Here is a 16910-nt window from a genome sequence, read left to right as displayed (position 1 = left end):
CCTCAACAGAACAGGATTTTTATGGCAAACATTACCAATGATGACGTCGATGTGGTGGTGGTCGGCCTCGGCTGGGCCGGCTCGCTGATGAGCATCGAACTGGCCCAGGCGGGCCTGAAAGTCCGCGCCCTGGAGCGCGGTGAAGACCGCAACAACGCCGACTTCGCCTACCCCAAACCGGCCGACGAATACGCCTACGGCGTGCGCAACAAGATCATGGTCACCCCGCGCGACGGCGCCCTCACCGTGCGCCACGACATCAGCGGCACCGCCCTGCCGACCCGCCAGTGGGGCGCCTTCGTGCCCGGCACCGGCGTCGGTGGTTCGGGCCTGCACTGGACCGGCGTGCTGATCCGCCCTACCCCTACCGACATCAAGCTGAAAACCTACGCCGACCAGGCCTACAAGCCCGGCCAACTGGGTGAAGGCATGCAGGTTCAGGACTTCCCCTTCACCTGGGAAGAGATCGAACCCTACATGGACCGCTTCGACCAGATCTGCGGGCTGTCGGCCAAGACCGGCAACCTGCGCGGGCAAATCCTCGAAGGCGGCGACCCATTCGAAGGGCCACGTTCGCAGCCCGCGCCGCTGCCGGCGCTGGAAGACACCCTCAACTGCTCGATGTTCGCCGGGGCCGCGCGCAAGCTGGGTTACCACCCCTTCCCCAACCCCTCGGCCAACGTTTCGCGGGCCTGGACCAACCCCTACGGCAACCAGATCGCGCCGTGCAACTACTGCGGCTATTGCAGCAAGTACCCGTGCCTGAACTTCTCCAAGGCCTCGCCGCAAACCGCGGTGATGGACGCCCTCAAGCGCCTGCCGAACTTCTCTTACCGGGCCAACGCCAACGTGCTGCGGGTCGACCTGCACCCCGACGGCAAAACCGCGCGCGGCGTGACCTACGCCGACGAGCACGGCAATGAAGTGTTCCAGCCGGCGAAGATCGTGGTGCTGGCGGCGTTCCAGTTCGTCAACGTGCGGCTGATGCTGCTGTCGAAGATCGGCCAGGCCTACGACCCGGTGAGCAACACCGGCACCGTCGGGCGCAACTACGCCTTCCTCAGCAACGGCGCCACCACGCTGTTCTTCAAGGACAAGTTCTTCAACCCCTTCGCCACCGCTGGCGCCACCGGGCAGATGTTCAACGACGTCTCCCCCGGCAACTTCGACGGCCCGGGCCTGGGCATCATCGGCGGGGCGAAGATCCACAGCTCGCAATCCACCGGCACGCCGATCGGCACCTCGCTGCCCAGCGGCACCGCGGACTGGGGCCAGGGCTGGAAAGACGGCATGGTCGACTGGTACGGCCACTCGATGAAGATCGGCATCACCACCAGTTGCATGAGCTACCGCGGCCACTACGTTGACCTCGACCCCACCTACAAAGACCCCTGGGGCCTGCCGCTGCTGCGGATCACCTTCGACTGGAAACAGAACGAACTGAAGCTGCAGCAGTACCTGCGTGGCATCGTCAAGAACATCACCCAGGAGCTCGGCCCGGACAGCTACAGCGAGAGCTACCTGGGCATGAACGACCACTGGGACATCACCAAGTATGTGTCTACCCACAACGTGGGCGGCGCGGTGATGGGTGATTCGCCGCAAACCAGTGCCTTGAACCGCTACCTGCAAAGCTGGGACGTGCACAACGTGTTCGTGCCGGGCGGCAACGCCTTCCCGCAGAACTTCCAGGCCAACCCCACCTCTATGATTGGCGCGCTGACCCTCTGGGCGGCCCAGGCGATCAAGGAGCAATACCTGAAGAACCCCGGCCCGCTGGTGAGCGCATGAGGAGCGAGAAGATGAACAGCAAACACCGTTCCCCCTGGCTGCTGGCGCTCGCCGTGCTGGTGCTGCTGGCCCTGGCCGCCTGGGCCGTGAGCCTGCTGCTGAACCGCGGCGGCGATGCCCAGGCCAAGCTCAGCCAGGCGCTCACGCCCGAGCTGGTCAAGCAGGGCGAGTACCTGGCCCGCGCCGGTGACTGCGTGGCCTGCCACACCGCCCCGGGCGGCAAGCCGTTCGCCGGCGGCCTGGGCATCGAGTCGCCGATCGGCACCATTTACTCGACCAACATCACCCCCGACGCCCGCACCGGCATCGGCGGCTGGAGCTACGGCGAGTTCGAGCGCGCGGTGCGCCGCGGCATCGGCCACGACGGCAACGCGCTGTACCCGGCGATGCCGTTCCCGTCCTATGCGAAGGTCAGCACGGCCGACACCGAAGCCCTGTACGCCTACTTCATGCAGGGCGTGGCACCGGTGCAGCAGGCCAACCAGGCCAATGGCATTCCCTGGCCGCTGTCGCTGCGCTGGCCGCTGGCGTACTGGCGCAGCCTGTTCGCGCCCAGCCCGGAAACCACCCCGGCGCCGAACGCGGCCAGCAGCGATGCGCGCATCGCACGCGGCGCCTACCTGGTGCAGAGCCTCGGCCACTGTGGCTCGTGCCACACGCCCCGGGCCCTGACCATGCAAGAGCGCGGCCTGGACGACAGCGCCCCGGCCTACCTCACCGGCGCCGAGCTCAACGGCTGGGCCGTGCCGGCGCTGCGCGGGGTCAAGCATTGGTCCGAAGATGACCTGGTGGCCTACCTGGCCGGCGGGCGCAACAGCAGCGCGGCGGTGGCCGGCGAGATGAAAGACGTGGTCGCCAACAGCACCTCGCACCTGAGCGAGCCTGACCTGCGCGCCATTGCCGCCTACCTGCAATCGCTGCCGGCCGGCGCACCCCGGGTGTACCAGCCGCAGGCGGCGCGCAGCGAGGCCACCACCCAGGCGCTGACCGCGGCGACCCAGCTCAGCCTTGGCCAACGGCTGTACCTCGACAACTGCGGCGCCTGCCACTTCGTCACCGGCCAGGGCGCGCCACGGGTGTTCCCGCGGCTTGACGGGGCCTCGCTGGTCAATGCCGAGAACCCGGCCGGGCTGATCCACGTGATCCTCGCCGGCGCGCAAACGCCGTCGACTGAACAGGCCCCCTCGGTGCTGCCGATGCCAGGCTTCGCCGGGCGCATGGACGACGCCGAAGTGGCAGAACTGGCCACCTTCCTGCGCCAAGGCTGGTCGAACCAGGCGCCGGCGGTGAACGCCAGCCAGGTCAAGGCCGTGCGCGCGGAGCTGGGCAAGCACCGCGTGGGTGAAGCGGCGTTGGGGGCCAATAACGGGCAGTGACACTGCCCCCTTCGCCCGGCACTCCAACTGTGCCGGGCGAAGGGCCCTCCCACCACACCCCGCCCGCCCCCGCCCAGGCAGCCATCCTCTCAGGCAAATGGCACAAGGCCATTGATCGCCCCCCTCCGCTGTGATCCAATCCCGCCCTCAACCGAAACGGATACATTCGGAAGCCTCTATTTCACGGACGAACACCAGGCGCCTGCGCTCGGCTGTGGCGTTCGCGAAGGTTTTCGCGCGCGACAAAGGAGTGCATTGCAGTGAAGTACGTTCATCCTGGCAAGCTGGCGGTGTTGGCCCTGGCGGTCACACTCAGCAGTTGTGCCAGCTTCGACCACGCTGGCCGTGACTACGGTACGGTCATCGGTTGCGCCGGCGGCGCGCTGCTCGGCGCGGGGCTGACCTACGCGGTCACCCGCGACGCCGGCAAAGCCGCCGCCGGTGGCCTGGTGGGTGGCGCGGCGGGCTGCGCGGTGGGCCATGTGTGGCAAAACCGCCAGCAAGCGCTGGAGCGCATCGCCCAGGAAGAAAACCTCAAGATGCAGGTGCAAACCCTGCTGGCCCAGGCCCCCACGGCGAACGGCCAGGCGCCCACGGCGGCGCCGAGCGATGCCGGCCTGGTCGCCCAGGTCGAAGACCAAGGCATGTTCCCCACCGCCAGCGCCGAGTTGAGTGCCGACGGCCTGCGCCAGGTGCGCAAGCTGGCCGAGGTGTTCAAGCCCACCGATGGCAAGCCCCAGGCCATTCTGGTGGTGGGCCACACCGACGCCACCGGCAGCGCCGAATTCAACCAGCAGCTCTCCGAGCGCCGCGCCCGCGCGGTCGGCCAGGTGCTGGCGCAGGCCGGAATCGCCAAGCAAAACCTTTACTTCCAGGGCGTTGGCGCGGCGCGGCCGCTGGCCGACAACACCAGCGCCGAGGGCCGCGCGCAAAACCGCCGGGTGGAGATCGTGCAACTCGAAAGCACCGCCCTGCTCGAGCAACGCGTGGCGCAAGAGCGCAGCAACCCGCGCTACCTCGCCCACGGTACCCGCACCCAGCCCGCGCCGGCTGCCAAGCCGGCGCCGGCGAGCGCCCCCAAGGTGCTGGCCAACGCCCCCGAGGCCAGCCCTCCCGCGGCCAAGCCGAGCCTGCCGGCGAGCTTCATCGACTTCGGCGGCCGCCCGGTGACCAGCGACGCCACGCCCCTGGCGCAGTTGCTCAAGCCCCTGCGCAGCAGCGGCCTGAGCCTGCTGCCCCAGGCCTACGCCAGCACCCCGGTGAGCCGCTGCGACGCTGACCGCCCACGGGTGATGGGCGAGGTGAAAAACCTCGCCAACGGCCAGGCCCTGAGCCAGCACGGCACTGATCAATACCTGCCCGGCTACAACGGCCGGGTGTGGGCCAACGCGGTCAACGGCAACCTGGTGACGATCACCCCACTGGCGGTGCTGCGCGAAAGCGCCCAGGTCGGCCAGCAGCCACGGGTGCAGTTGGTCAAGGGCTACGAGCAGAACAAAAAAGCCAAGGCCACCACCCTCAACGCCGTGGCCAATACCTTCGAAGGCCAGGACACCGTGCTGTACCGGGTGTTCATCGACGACGCCCAGGCCCCGCTGAGCTGCATGGACGTGGTCCTGGAGAAATTCGGCGCCAAAGCCGTAGACGGCGAGCTGTTCTACGACCAGGCCGGCGACCGCTACGTGGCCAAGTTCGTGCCGATCCGCACCTGACCCGCATTCAAATCAAGGACAATCATGGAACAGTTTTCAATGGACAGCCTGTCGGCCTTCTTGCTGCTGCACCGCGTGGCGGTGGGCGTGATCCTCACCACCATGGTGCTGCTGGTGGCCATCAAGGTGTGGTGGGCGAAGGTCAGTTATTTCTACATGAACGTGGCCTATGCCTTCCCGCTGTTCGGGCGCATTGCCAGCGACAGTAAAAAACCGCCGATGCCCAGCGAAGATGGCTGGCTGAACAGCGAAAGCAAGCTGTGCGCCGACTACTACGCGTATTACCACGAGCTAAACAAAAGCCCGGCGTTCTACGACAAATGCCGGGACTACCTGAACAAGGTCCACGAAACCGGCCGCCGGGAAAAAGGCTTTCTGCTGTGGCTGTTGATCATCGGCCTGATCTTCTTCGAAGCGGTGGGCTTTGCCTACGTGCTGGCGCCGTTCATGGTGCAGAACATCTCGGCCAATGTGGCCGGCATGCTGGCCTGGTTCACCGCGTTCTTGCTGTCGGTGGCAGCGGTGTTCTTCACTGAAATGGCCGGCCGCGAAATGCACCACAGCAGCCTGATCAGCAAGATCCGCACCTGGTACGAGCAATCGCGCACCCCGCGCGACCTCGAGGCCGACACCAAGGTCGACATCGATAACACCTACCGCGACGACGACGAACCCAACTACCTGAAGGTGCTCAACCGCACCGAGCACAACGCCCGGGTCACCCCCAAGTACACCTGGACCACCGTGTGCCTGGTGTATGTACTGGCCATCGCCATTGGCGCGTTCGTGATCCGCAACTACAGCCTCAAGTCGATCGAAGTCGACCTGGTCAGCAACCCCGATGCTTTCAGCCAGGCCCAGGCCGGCGGCGCCAAGCTGCCCGACTCGCCGTTCGAGCTGCCGGCCGAAAGCGCCGAGCAAAACCAGGCCGCCGAACACAACTCGGCGCAAGACAAAATGGAAGCCATCCGCGCCGCCTCGCTGACCACCTACATCATCCTCTCGGTGATCTTCCTCGGCATCCAGGGCGTGGGCATCGTGCTGTCGAACCGTTTCTCCTTCGCCGGCAAGCAGTCCGCGCAGGCCTGGCACTACACCCGCGGCTTCAACAACGCCGAAGAGTTCGCCGTGCACTTCCAGAACCTGCGCGAGCGGGTGGCGCGCGATGCCCAGGCCAAGCTCACCGTGCTGCAAAGCCGCCTGGCGAACCGCATCACCACCTCCGGGCATGAGCGCGAGCACATGCTCAAGGGCTTTGGCCATCGTAACTTCGAAGCGTACGTGGCCAAGCGCCGCAAGGGCTCGCGCCAGAGTGACAAAGACCAACAGCAAAGCCACCGCCAGCAGCGTGAACACTGGGAAGCCGACCAGGCCGAGCAGCGTGCCCGGGCCAAGCCACAGGCCGCCGCGCCGGTCGCCGAAGCCACCCCGCCTGCGCCGCCTGCGCCTGTGGCGGCACCTGCCCCGGCCGCCGCCGCCACCCTGGCGCTGGACCCTGACCGCTTCGAAGACCTCAGCGACTTCGACGACGACGAGCTGGCGTTCCTCGCCGGCAAGTTCCAGGTCACCGTCGAGCAACTGAAGAAAGTTCAGCGCCTGCAGCGCATGGCGGCCAAGGCCGGCACGCCGCCCCAGGAGGTGTGAGCATGGCCTGGCGCGCGCTGTTGGCCTCGACCGCCTTGCTGCTCAGCCCACCGCTGCTGCACGCGGCCGAGCGCAACGACCTGCCCAGTTGCTACGACTTCGCGAAGTTGAGCCAGCAGCGCCCGGCGCCGTCCGGGCGGGAGCTGGTGATCATCATCGACCAGACCGTGCAACTGCCGCAGGCGCTTAAAGAATCCACCTACCGCCACGCCCTGCGCTACCTGCAGCCCGGCGACAGCGTGCGGCTGTATGGGTTTTCCGCCTACCTGGCGGGCAACTACATGAACCTGGCCTACGCCGGGCAACTGGAGGGCACCCTGGCGCCCAAGGCCCGCGACGACATCGGCATGAACAGCCTGCGCCAACTGGATGCCTGCCTGGGCAAGCAGATGGCCTTCCTGCAAAAAGCGCTGGGGCAGAAGATGGTCGAAAGCTTCGCCAAGCCCGGCGAAGACATCGCCAAGAGCGAGATTTTCTTCAGCCTCAAGCAGATTGGCGATGACATCGCCCAGCGCCCGGCGCCTGAAAAAGTGGTGCTGTTGGCCAGCGACATGCTGGAGAACAGCGATTTCGGCAGCTTCTACAGCAACAACGGGCTGCGCGGCATCGACCCTGCCGTGGAGCTGAAGAAGGTCGAGCAGAAAAACCTGTTCGCCGACCTCGGCGGCGCCAAGGTGTACGTGATCGGCGCCGGGCTGGTGCCGGCCGCCAACAAAGCCGGCTACCGCCCCGGCACCGCGGTGCAAAAGCTCGAGGCGTTCTGGGGCGGTTACCTGGCCCGTTCCCACGCCCAATTGGTGAGTTTTGGCGCACCTTCGCTGACGGTTGATCTACAGTAGCTGGCATCCACCGTTCAGCCGGCTGCCCCCCGGGGCAGCCACCCTCCTCAACCAGGGCGCCTTATGCATTTCGATCTGATCCAGGCCTTGAGCCTTGCCGGTAAACCTTCCGTTCCCAACGACGACCGCCTCGGCTGCGCCGACACCCACGCCTGGGTGATCGACGGCGCCACCGACCTCGGCGCGCCCGGCCTGCTCGGCGCGCGCGGTGGCGCGGCGTGGCTGGCCAGTGCCGCGCAGCGGGCCTTCAGCCAATTCAGCGGGCCGCTGCCGCAGTTGTGCGAGCAGGTGTTCCACAGCCTTGAACAAGCGTACCAGCACGCCAAGCAGCGCGAGCCGGTGGCCGCCTGGGAACTGCCACGGGCCTCGTTCGCCGCGGTGGCGCTGGAAGGTGAACAACTGGTGTGCGGCTTCATGAGCGACTGCGTGGTGCTGCAGCGCAGCGCCGCCGGGGTGGCGTTCCTCACGCCGGCGCCAGACCGCGCCACGGAAATGGCCGAGGCCGCGGCGCTGGGCCCGGGGGCCGGCGCCGGCATCCTGCGCTCACCGGAGGTGCTGGCCGACCGCCGCGCCGCCCGCGAGCGGCCCAAGGCGGTGCTCAGCGTCGATGCCGCCCAGGCCACCGCCGGCACCCGCTACATGCGCGCGGCGGTGGCCCCTGGCGACGAGCTGATCCTCATGAGCGATGGCTTCGCAGCGTTGTTCGACACCTACCAGGTGTACAGCCCCGACGCGTTCTTCGCCGCGGTGCTGGCCGAAGGCCTGGGCCCGCTGGCGCAGCAACTGCGCGCCATCGAGGTGGAAGACGCCGCCTGCGTGCGCTACCCGCGCTTCAAGGCCAGCGACGACGCCTCGGCGTTGTGGCTGCGGGTGGCCTGAGCGGCGTCGGCCGCCACCGCCGCCAGCAGCCACTGGCGGAACACCTCGGCGCAGGGCGAGCGCGGGCGGTGCTTGGCCGCCACCAGGTACTCACCGTTGCCGGTCACGCATTCAAAGCCGGTGACCCGCTGCAACTCGCCACGGGCCAGGGCTTCGTCGCCCATGAAACTCCAGGCCAGGCCGATGCCCATGCCCTGCTGCACGGCGCGGAAGGCCAGGGTCAGTTGGTTGAACACCGGCGCCTTGGGCAGCGGCTGGTAGCGCTGGCCAAAGTGGCCGAACCACTGCTGCCAGTTCAGGCAATGCCAGGCCGAGGTGTCGATCTGCACCAGGTTGGCCTGGGCCAGTTGTTCCAGGGTGTGGATGCCAGCGACCGGCAGCGCCGGGTGGGCCACCGGGTAGACGATTTCCGGCAGGAGAAAATCCGCCGCCAGCGAGGCCCATTGGCCATCGCCGTACAAGATGCCCAGGTCGAAGTCGTTGACGCTGCCCTGGTCGAATTCATTGGTGGCGTGCACGTGCACGGCGATGTCCGGGTAGGCGCGGTTGAATTCGATCAATTTGGGGAACAGCCAGAACTGCGCCAGCGCATGGGTGGCCAACACCGACACCGCATTGGGCTGGTGCACATTGCGCAGCCGGCTGACGCTGTGCTGCAAGGTGCCGAGCACGCCAGTGACGGTGGCCTGGAACTCTACCCCGGCGGCGGTCAGCGCCACCCCGCGCGGTTTGCGCTCGAACAGCGGCACGCCGAGGGCGGCCTCCAACTGGCGCATCTGCTTGCTCACCGCGCTTTGCGTGAGGAATACCTCGGTGGCGGCGTGAGTGAAGCTCAGGCGCCGCGCCACCGCGTCGAAGGTGACCAGGGTTTCCAGCGGCGGCAGGGTACGCAAGTAGCGGTTGATGGCGAGCACCTCGAACACGAGAGGCATTCCGTGGCGGAATGCCTGGCAGCGTTTTTATCGCAGGTGCCGAGTATGCGCCACCGCTAGAATCGGCTCCAGTGTTCAGAGCAGGTGGCGTATGAAAGGCGCGATGGGGTTTGCATTGTTGGCGGGGGCCATCTGGGGCGGGGTGATCATCGGCCCGTCGCTGCTGCCTGAATTCAGCGCCGTGCTGATCAGCTGCGTGCGCTTTGCCCTGTACGGGCTGGTGTCGCTGCTGATCGCCCTGCCCTTTGCCGCCGGCCTGCTGCGCCGGCTGACCCGCGAAGACCTCGGCATGCTGCTGCGCCTGTCGCTGGCCGGCAACGTGGTCAACTACGCCCTGCTCGGCGCCGCCGTGCAACTGGCCGGGGTGACCACCGCCTCGTTGGTCAACGGCGTGCTGCCGGTGGCGATCACCTTCCTCGGCCGCGGCGACGCCGGCTCGCTGCCACTGCGCCAGCTCAAGCTGCCGCTGGCAATGATCGTGCTGGGCCTGGCCACCATCACCCTCGAGCACCCCGGCGGCGGCACCGCGCACACCCTGGGCGAGCAACTGCTGGGCCTGGCCTGCGGCGCCTGCGCGGTGGCCAGTTGGGCCTGGTACGCCACCCACAACGCGCGCTACCTCAAGCGCAGCCACTTCAACAGCAGCGAATGGTCAACCTTGCTCGGGATCATCACCGGCGCGGTGGCGGTGGCCTTCGGCGGGCTGGCCTGGGGGCTGTTCCCCGGGCTGCTGCCGAGCGAGGTCGAGCCGGCGCGCTGGGCGGTGTTCTTCTGGGTGTGCCTGTACCTGGCGGTGTGCGGCTCGTGGCTGGCCAACGCGCTGTGGAACGCCTGCTCGCGGCGCCTGGCGGCGTCGCTGAGCGCGCAGATGATCGTGTTCGAAACCCTTTGCGCCTGCCTCTACGGGTTCATCTACACCCAGCGCTTGCCGAGCCTCGCTGAGGTGGCGGCCATCGCCCTGCTGGCCGGCGGCGTGGCCTGCGCGGCGCACCGCCACCGGGTGCCGGCGGTGGCTACCTAGGCGCCCGCAGCACCAGGGCAATGCCCGCCGCGGCGACCACCATCCCCAGCAGCATGCCGCCCCCCAGCGGCTCGCCAAACAGCCAGGCGCCGGCCAGCAGGGTCACCGCCGGGCTGAGGTACAACACGCTGGCCACGCGCGCCGCCGAGGCCCGCCGCAGGCACAGCCAGTACAGCCCGTAGCCGCCGAGGTTGGCCAGCCCGGCGGTCCACAGCACGCTGAGCACGAAGCCCTGCTCCAGCCGCGGCGCCAAGCCGCCCTGGGCCCAGGCCAATAGCGCGAAGGCGCCCGCCGAGGCCAGGCTTTGCACCCACAGGTTGGCCAGCACCCCGAGGCCGCCCTCCCCCGGCTGCCAGAGGGTGGCCACCGCCAGCGAGAGCATCCCCAGCAGCGGCAAGGCGTACGCCCACAGCGGCGCATCGCCCAGGCGCAGCGCGCCAGCGGTCATCAGGCCAACGCCCAGCGCGCCCAGTAGCATGCCCAGCCACACCCGTGGCGCCAGGCGCTGGCCGAACAGCAGCACGCCGAGCAGCGCGGTGCCCATCGGCAGCAGGTCGGCAATCAGCGCCGCCAGGCCAGACGGCACCCCCAACGCGATGCCGCCGACCACCCCGGCCAGGTACCCGGCCATCGCCAGCAGGCCCAGCGCGGCGTGGCGCAACAGCACCCGCGCCGGTGCCCGGCGCACCTCGGCAAGCACCCAGGGGGTGAGCACCAGCGCCACCACCAGGCAGCGCCAGAACACCACCAGAAACGCCGGCGCATGGCCGATGGAAAACCGCGCGCCAATGAAGCCCGAGCTCCAGCACAGCACCAGCGCGGCCTCCAGCAGCGGCAGGGGCAGGTGGGTGGCGGCGCTGGGTATCGCGGTGGATTTAGTCATGGCCCCTACGCTAGGGGCTGGCTATGCTTTCGTATATCAAAACGTTTTAGCCGAGTGCTTCATAAAAGGTGAACCATGCCCACGCTGGACATCGAGCTGCTGAAAACCTTTCACGCCATCGCCCGCCTGGGCAAGTTCCGCGCCGCCGCGCAACTGCTGCATAAAAGCCCGGCGGCGATCAGCGTGCACGTGCAACGCCTCGAGGCCCTGGCCGGCGGGCGCCTGCTCGAGCGCGACAACCAGGCGGTGACCCTCACCGCCCTCGGCCTGCGCGTGCTCGGCGCCACCGGCGCGTTGCTCAGCGCCCATGACCAGGCCCTGGCGCACATACAGGGGCCGCCGCTGGAGGGCCGGGTGACCCTTGGGGTGCCGGATGAATACGTGGTGCACGTGATCGAAGACATCCTCCCGGCGTTCGCCGCGCAGTGGCCGCAGGTGGCGGTGGAGGTGGTCACCGCGCCCAGTTACAGCCTGGTCGAGCAGGTGCAGCAGGGGCACTTGCAACTGGCGGTGGCCAGCCAGCCGCTGGCCCAGCCGCGCGCCGACGGCGAGCTGCTGCAGCGCACCACCCCGGTATGGGTGTGCGGCCTGCGCTACGTGGCCAACCCCGGCAGCCCGCTGCCGCTGGCGCTGTACGCCGCGCCCTGCCCCTACCACGACGCCGCCCGCGAGGCCCTGGCCGCCAGCGGCCAAGCCTGGCGAGTGGTGCTCGACACCCAGTCCGGCCAGGCCGTGCGCGCCTGCATCGAGGCCGGCCTGGCGATCGGCATCGTCGACCGCGGCCGCATCACCGAGCGCATGCGCCTGCTCAGCGGCCTGCCGGCGCTGCCCGAACACCGCATCCTGCTGCTGCGCCAGCCACGCGAGCGCAGCGAAGCGGCCACGGTGTTGGCGCGGATGATCGGGCAGCGGTTTGTGGTGTGAGGGGGAGCAGTTTGTGGGCTCTGGCGATTTTGTGCAGGGCTTTAGGGCCTATCGCCCGGCACAGCCGGCCTCCCACCAGATTTGTGTAAGTAATTGATTTACATAGCAACATAGAACCCGTGGGAGGCCGGCTGTGCCGGGCGATAGGCCCTGAAGCCCCTGCACCTGAAGAGTCATTCAGCCTCGGTACAGCAACAAACGATTACAACATTGTTGTTGCCCGTCCGCTGGAGTGTTGCTCATGAACCTTCGCTTGCTTGCCCTCGCCGTTGCCGTGCTCAGCGCCTCCGGCTGCGTTGTCCACGAACACCCACGCTACGCCTACCGCGAGCGGCCGCCGCGGGAAACCGTCGAGGTGGTCGCGCCGCAGGCGCCGCCGGTGGAAGTGATCGAAGCCGAGCCGGCGCCGCGCCCCGGTTACGTGTGGGCACGCGGCTACTGGCACTGGAACGGCAACCGCTACGTGGCCACCCGCGGCCACTGGGAGCCGGTGCGCCCGGGCTACCACTACGTCGCGCCCTATTGGGAACCGCGTGGCGATGGCTGGCACTGGCACGTCGGCGTGTGGGTCAACGGCTGACCGTGTGGCGGTTGGCCGGGCGCGGCAGCCCCAGGTGTTCGCGCAGGGTGCTGCCGCTGTACTCGTCGCGGAACAACCCATGCCGGCGCAAAATCGGCAGCACCCCTTCGGTGAACAGGCTCAGCCCCTCCGGCACGTAGGCCGGCATCAGGTTGAAGCCATCGGCCGCCTCGCCCTCGAACCAGGCGATCATCTCTTCGGCCACCTGCGCCGGCGTGCCCACCACGATCTTGTGCCCACGGGCACCGGCGGTGAGGTGGGCAACCTGGCGCAGGGTCAGGCCGTCGCGGTGTGACAACTCCAGCAGCAACTGCGCGCGGCTGAGCATGTTCTGCGGCAACGGCAAGGGCGGCAGCGGCTGGTCAAGGTCAAAGCCGCTCACGTCTACCCCCAACCGCTCACTGACCAACCCCAACGCCGCGCCGAGGTCGTTGTACTGCTGCAGGCGGTCGAAGCGCGCCTGCGCCTCGCTGCGGGTGGCGCCGATGATCGGCATCAAGCCCGGCATCACCAGGCAATGCTCGGCGGCGCGGCCGTGGGCCACGGCTTGGGCTTTGATGGCGCGGTAGAACGCCTGGGCGTCGGCCAGCGATTGCTGGGCGGTGAACACCACCTCGGCAATCCGCGCCGCCAGGGCCATCCCCGGCCCGGAAGACCCAGCCTGGATCAGCACCGGGTGGCCCTGGGGCGGGCGCGTGAGGTTGAGCGGGCCGGCCACGTTGAACGCCGCCCCGGCGTGGTCGAGGCGGTGCATCTTGGCGGGGTCGAGGTACACACCGGTGTGGGCGTCGCGCACGTAGGCGTCGTCTTCGAAGCTGTCCCACAGGCCGCGCACCACCTCCACGAACTCCTCCGCCACCGCGTAGCGGCTGGCGTGGTCGGGGTGGGTGGCGCGGCTGAAGTTGGCCGCGCTGTCGTAGCCAGTGGTGACCACGTTCCAGGCCGCGCGGCCCTTGGAGAGCATGTCGAGGCTGCCGAACTGGCGCGCCAGGGTGTAGGGCTCGCTGTAGGTGGTCGAGGCGGTGGCGGCCAGGCCGATGCGCTCGGTGACCATCGCCAGCGCGCCGAGCAGCACCAGCGGCTCGAGGCGCACGACCATCGACGGGTGCTCGCCGGCGCTGGTGACCAGTTTGTCGCCAAAAAACACCAGGTCGAACTTGGCCTGCTCGGCCTGCCGGGCCAGTTGCACGATCAGCTCGACGTTCTCGCTGCCGCTCTGCGCGCCAGGGTAGCGCCAGCCCGAGGCGTGGTGGCCGGCGGCTTGGATGAACAGGCCAAGGCGCATCTGTGCGAGCGTACGAGGCATGGTAGCGGTGTCCTTGATGGCGAAAAGCCGGCCAGCTTATAGGCGTTCAAAACCTCCCAGAAATAACCGATATGCATATGCATAGAGCGCGAACATGTCGCCTACCCAACCGAATGCGTCCGCTCAGCCAAGGCAGGGGTTGTCATCCAATTGTAATAATTGCCGAACAATGACAATCACAAGGACTGCCGATGTTCGCTTTCTTCCGCCCTGCCCCTCACCGCCCGCCGCTGCCGGCGGAACAGGTTGACCCCCTCTACCGCCGCCTGCGCTGGCAGATCTTCGCCGGGATCTTCTTCGGCTACGCCGGCTACTATCTGCTGCGCAAGAACTTCTCGCTGGCCATCCCCTATCTGGTCGACAGCGGCTACAGCCGCGGCGAACTGGGCCTGGCGCTGTCGGCCATCGCCATCGCCTATGGCTTGTCGAAGTTCCTCATGGGGCTGGTGTCCGACCGTTCCAACCCGCGCTACTTCCTCACCGCCGGGCTGTTGCTGTCGGCGGCGGTGATGTTCCTGTTCGGCTTCTCGCCCTGGGCCACCTCCAGCGTGGCGGTGATGTTCGCGTTGTTGTTCGTCAACGGTTGGGCCCAGGGCATGGGCTGGCCGCCGAGCGGGCGGACGATGGTGCACTGGTGGTCGCAGAACGAGCGCGGCGCGGTGGTATCGCTGTGGAATGTGGCGCACAACGTCGGCGGCGGCTTGATCGGCCCGCTGTTCCTGCTCGGCCTGGGCTGGTTCAACGACTGGCACGCGGCCTTTTACGTGCCGGCGGCGGTGGCCGTGGCGGTGGCGGCGTTTGCCTTCGCGACGATGCGCGACACGCCGCAGTCAATGGGCCTGCCGCCGGTGGAGCAATGGCGCAACGACTACCCCGAGGGCTACAGCGCCGCCCACGAGCGCGAGTTCAGCGCGCGGGAGATCTTCGTCAAGTACGTGCTGCGCAACCGCATGCTCTGGTACATCGCCCTGGCCAATGTGTTCGTTTACCTGCTGCGCTACGGCGTGCTCGACTGGGCACCGACTTACCTGAAGGAAGCCAAGGGCTATTCGGTCGACACCAGCAGTTGGGCGTACTTTTTCTATGAGTGGGCGGGCATCCCCGGCACCCTGCTGTGCGGCTGGTTATCTGACAAATTGTTCAAGGGTAACCGCGGCCTGACCGGCATCGTGTTCATGGCCGGGGTGACCGTGGCCACCCTGGTGTACTGGCTCAACCCCAGCGGCCACCCCGCCGTGGACCTCGCCGCGCTGCTGTGCATCGGCTTTCTGATCTACGGCCCGGTGATGCTGATCGGCCTGCAGGCGCTGGAGCTGGCACCGAAAAAAGCCGCCGGCACGGCCGCCGGCTTTACCGGCCTGTTCGGTTACCTCGGCGGCTCGGTGGCGGCCAGCGCGCTGATGGGCCACGTGGTCGACCGCTTCGGTTGGGACGGCGGCTTCATCCTGCTGATCGCCGGCTGCGTGCTGGCGATCGCCTTCCTGCTGCCCACCCTGGGCCAGCGCAAGGCTCAGGCCAGCGCCGGGCCGCGTAGCAGTTCGTCGTAAAGCAGCCACAGCGCGGTGCCGGCCAACAGCCCGGCCATGCTCAGGTTGAACACGGCCAGCGCCCGCGGGTTGCCCAACCAGCGGCGCAGGCCCTCGCCGCCCCACACCCAGCACAGCAGCGACGGCACGCCGATGCAAAAGGCCGTGGCGGTGAGGGTCAGCGCGGCCAGCCACTGGCTGCCGGCGGGGGTGAACAGCACGGTGGCGTTGATCACGATGATCCACGCCTTGGGGTTCACGCACTGGAACAGCATCCCGCCGATGAAGCGCACCGGCTGGCCCACCTCGCGCTGGCCCGGCGAGCCGGCCCTGGCCAGCTTCAGCGCCATCCACAGCAGGTACAGGCAACCGGCCACCGCCAGCGGCAGGCGCACCGGCGCCAGCACCCCGGCGGCGCTGGCCATCAGCAGGCTGCAGCAGAAAAACTGCACGCCGTTGCCCACCAGAATCCCGAACATGTGCGGCAAGGTGCGGCGCACGCCGAAGTTGGCGCCAGAGGCGGTGAGCATGATGTTGTTCGGGCCAGGGGTGATGATCATCACCAGCAGGTAGCTGGCCAGGGCAAAGAATTCAGTCATGGGGGCGGGTCCTGTGAAATACCCGGCCTAGGCTAAGCGGCTGGCCAGGGTGGGTACAGCACCAGCCAAACTGAATTTTTAAGGTAACAGTTGCCTACTTCGGCGTGGGCCCCTCGCCCGACAGCCAGCGCTTGAGGATGGCGTCATAAGTGCCGTTCTTGCGCACCGTGGCCAGGGCCTGGCGGAACTGTTCCACCCGCTCGGGCGGCGTGCCTTTGCTGAAGGCCATGTTCAGGCCCTCGGCGCCGCCGAGGTCTTTCAGCTCCAGCGAACGCACCAGTTCCTGGTCTGGGTCCGCGCCGTTGCGGCGGGTGAGGTAATAGGCGTTGAGCTCGTTGGAAATCCACAGTTCGACGTGGTCGACCTTGAGCATGTGGTAGTTGTTTTCGTACTTGGTGGTGGACTGCAGCTCACGGCCCATCACAAAGCCCTGGCTGAGCAGGTATTCCTGCCCGGCATCCTTGTTTACCGTAGCGATCTGATGGCCGTGGGCGTCGGCGAGGCTGTTCAGGTGGATCGGTTTGTCGGCCAGGCTGTAGAGAAACCAACGGGTTGGCGCGATCGCCCCAACCCACTGGAACAACGGCTCGCGCTGCGGCGTGCGGGCGATGGAGTAGATCAGCACGTTGGGGATTTCCGAAGCGCGGTCATAGGCCCGCGCCCAGGGCATCACCTGGATCGGCGCGCTGACCCCGGCCTGTTTCATCACCGCCTGCACAATCTCGGTACTCAGGCCCGTGACCTGGCCATTTTCGGTCATGTTGTAGGGCGGGAGTTCTTCGGTGACCACTTCGATATCGGCCGCGGCCTGGGCCATGGCCGGGTAGCCCAGGAGGATGGAAGCGATCAACAGCAGCGGCTGGAGAAGGGTTTTCACTGCAAGGCCCTTGTGCTGGTT

General features: G+C 67.7%; 15 protein-coding genes. 10 read left to right on the top strand and 5 right to left on the bottom strand.

The window, feature by feature from the left end:
- Positions 1 to 21 precede the first annotated feature (21 nt).
- The 6 genes from ACFZCE_RS16350 to ACFZCE_RS16325 all read left to right on the top strand — a co-directional run bounded on the left by ACFZCE_RS16350 (position 22) and on the right by ACFZCE_RS16325 (position 8241).
- The gene (locus ACFZCE_RS16350) at positions 22 to 1791 is read left to right on the top strand and encodes a GMC oxidoreductase (RefSeq protein WP_390940797.1); all 1770 of its coding nucleotides are present in this window, start codon (positions 22 to 24) and stop codon (positions 1789 to 1791) included.
- Between the two features lie 11 nt (positions 1792 to 1802).
- A complete protein-coding gene (locus tag ACFZCE_RS16345; protein ID WP_390940795.1) occupies positions 1803 to 3167 on the top strand; it encodes a c-type cytochrome in 1365 nt (454 codons plus the stop codon).
- A gap of 260 nt (positions 3168 to 3427) precedes the next feature.
- Positions 3428 to 4879, top strand: a complete 1452-nt coding sequence (locus ACFZCE_RS16340) for an OmpA family protein (protein ID WP_390940793.1) — start codon at positions 3428 to 3430, stop codon at positions 4877 to 4879.
- Between the two features lie 24 nt (positions 4880 to 4903).
- A complete protein-coding gene (locus ACFZCE_RS16335; RefSeq protein WP_390940791.1) occupies positions 4904 to 6523 on the top strand; it encodes a hypothetical protein in 1620 nt (539 codons plus the stop codon).
- Between the two features lie 2 nt (positions 6524 to 6525).
- Positions 6526 to 7362: a hypothetical protein gene (locus tag ACFZCE_RS16330; protein WP_390940789.1), complete on the top strand. Its 837-nt coding sequence runs from the start codon at positions 6526 to 6528 to the stop codon at positions 7360 to 7362.
- Between the two features lie 63 nt (positions 7363 to 7425).
- Positions 7426 to 8241: a protein phosphatase 2C domain-containing protein gene (locus tag ACFZCE_RS16325; protein WP_390940787.1), complete on the top strand. Its 816-nt coding sequence runs from the start codon at positions 7426 to 7428 to the stop codon at positions 8239 to 8241.
- Here the strand turns inward: ACFZCE_RS16325 and ACFZCE_RS16320 are convergent.
- Positions 8184 to 9173 (bottom strand): LysR substrate-binding domain-containing protein, encoded by a 990-nt coding sequence (locus ACFZCE_RS16320; RefSeq protein WP_390940785.1) that lies wholly within the window; start codon positions 9171 to 9173, stop codon positions 8184 to 8186. The genes ACFZCE_RS16325 and ACFZCE_RS16320 overlap by 58 nt on opposite strands.
- 103 nt (positions 9174 to 9276) lie before the next feature.
- Between ACFZCE_RS16320 and ACFZCE_RS16315 the strand changes: the two genes are divergently transcribed.
- A complete protein-coding gene (locus tag ACFZCE_RS16315) occupies positions 9277 to 10194 on the top strand; it encodes an EamA family transporter (protein WP_390940783.1) in 918 nt (305 codons plus the stop codon).
- On the opposite strand, the gene ACFZCE_RS16310 is transcribed toward ACFZCE_RS16315, so the two are convergent.
- Entirely contained in the window at positions 10187 to 11077 is an 891-nt protein-coding gene (locus ACFZCE_RS16310; protein WP_390940781.1) for an EamA family transporter, read from the bottom strand. The two genes, ACFZCE_RS16315 and ACFZCE_RS16310, sit on opposite strands and share 8 nt — an antisense overlap.
- A gap of 75 nt (positions 11078 to 11152) precedes the next feature.
- Between ACFZCE_RS16310 and ACFZCE_RS16305 the strand changes: the two genes are divergently transcribed.
- Both ACFZCE_RS16305 and ACFZCE_RS16300 read left to right on the top strand, forming a co-directional pair.
- The gene (locus tag ACFZCE_RS16305; protein WP_390940779.1) at positions 11153 to 12001 is read left to right on the top strand and encodes a LysR substrate-binding domain-containing protein; all 849 of its coding nucleotides are present in this window, start codon (positions 11153 to 11155) and stop codon (positions 11999 to 12001) included.
- Positions 12002 to 12242: 241 nt separating this feature from the next.
- Entirely contained in the window at positions 12243 to 12581 is a 339-nt protein-coding gene (locus ACFZCE_RS16300) for a hypothetical protein (protein ID WP_390940777.1), read from the top strand.
- On the opposite strand, the gene ACFZCE_RS16295 is transcribed toward ACFZCE_RS16300, so the two are convergent.
- On the bottom strand, positions 12571 to 13887 hold the full coding sequence (locus ACFZCE_RS16295; RefSeq protein ID WP_390940775.1) for an NtaA/DmoA family FMN-dependent monooxygenase: 1317 nt from the start codon (positions 13885 to 13887) through the stop codon (positions 12571 to 12573). The genes ACFZCE_RS16300 and ACFZCE_RS16295 overlap by 11 nt on opposite strands.
- A 191-nt stretch (positions 13888 to 14078) precedes the next feature.
- On the opposite strand from ACFZCE_RS16295, the gene glpT reads away from it, so the two are divergent.
- On the top strand, positions 14079 to 15434 hold the full coding sequence (glpT, locus tag ACFZCE_RS16290; protein ID WP_390940773.1) for a glycerol-3-phosphate transporter: 1356 nt from the start codon (positions 14079 to 14081) through the stop codon (positions 15432 to 15434).
- Here the strand turns inward: glpT and ACFZCE_RS16285 are convergent.
- Together ACFZCE_RS16285 and ACFZCE_RS16280 are read right to left on the bottom strand one after the other, a co-directional pair.
- Positions 15398 to 16012 (bottom strand): LysE family transporter, encoded by a 615-nt coding sequence (locus tag ACFZCE_RS16285; RefSeq protein ID WP_390940771.1) that lies wholly within the window; start codon positions 16010 to 16012, stop codon positions 15398 to 15400. The genes glpT and ACFZCE_RS16285 overlap by 37 nt on opposite strands.
- A 94-nt stretch (positions 16013 to 16106) precedes the next feature.
- A complete protein-coding gene (locus ACFZCE_RS16280) occupies positions 16107 to 16829 on the bottom strand; it encodes a transporter substrate-binding domain-containing protein (RefSeq protein ID WP_390941169.1) in 723 nt (240 codons plus the stop codon).
- Positions 16830 to 16910 lie beyond the last annotated feature (81 nt).

It is taken from the genome of Pseudomonas sp. NPDC007930, assembly GCF_042958985.1.
GTDB lineage: Bacteria > Pseudomonadota > Gammaproteobacteria > Pseudomonadales > Pseudomonadaceae > Aquipseudomonas.
The sequence above is the reverse complement of the archived record's forward strand: the minus strand, read 5'-3'. Positions and strand labels throughout refer to the sequence as shown.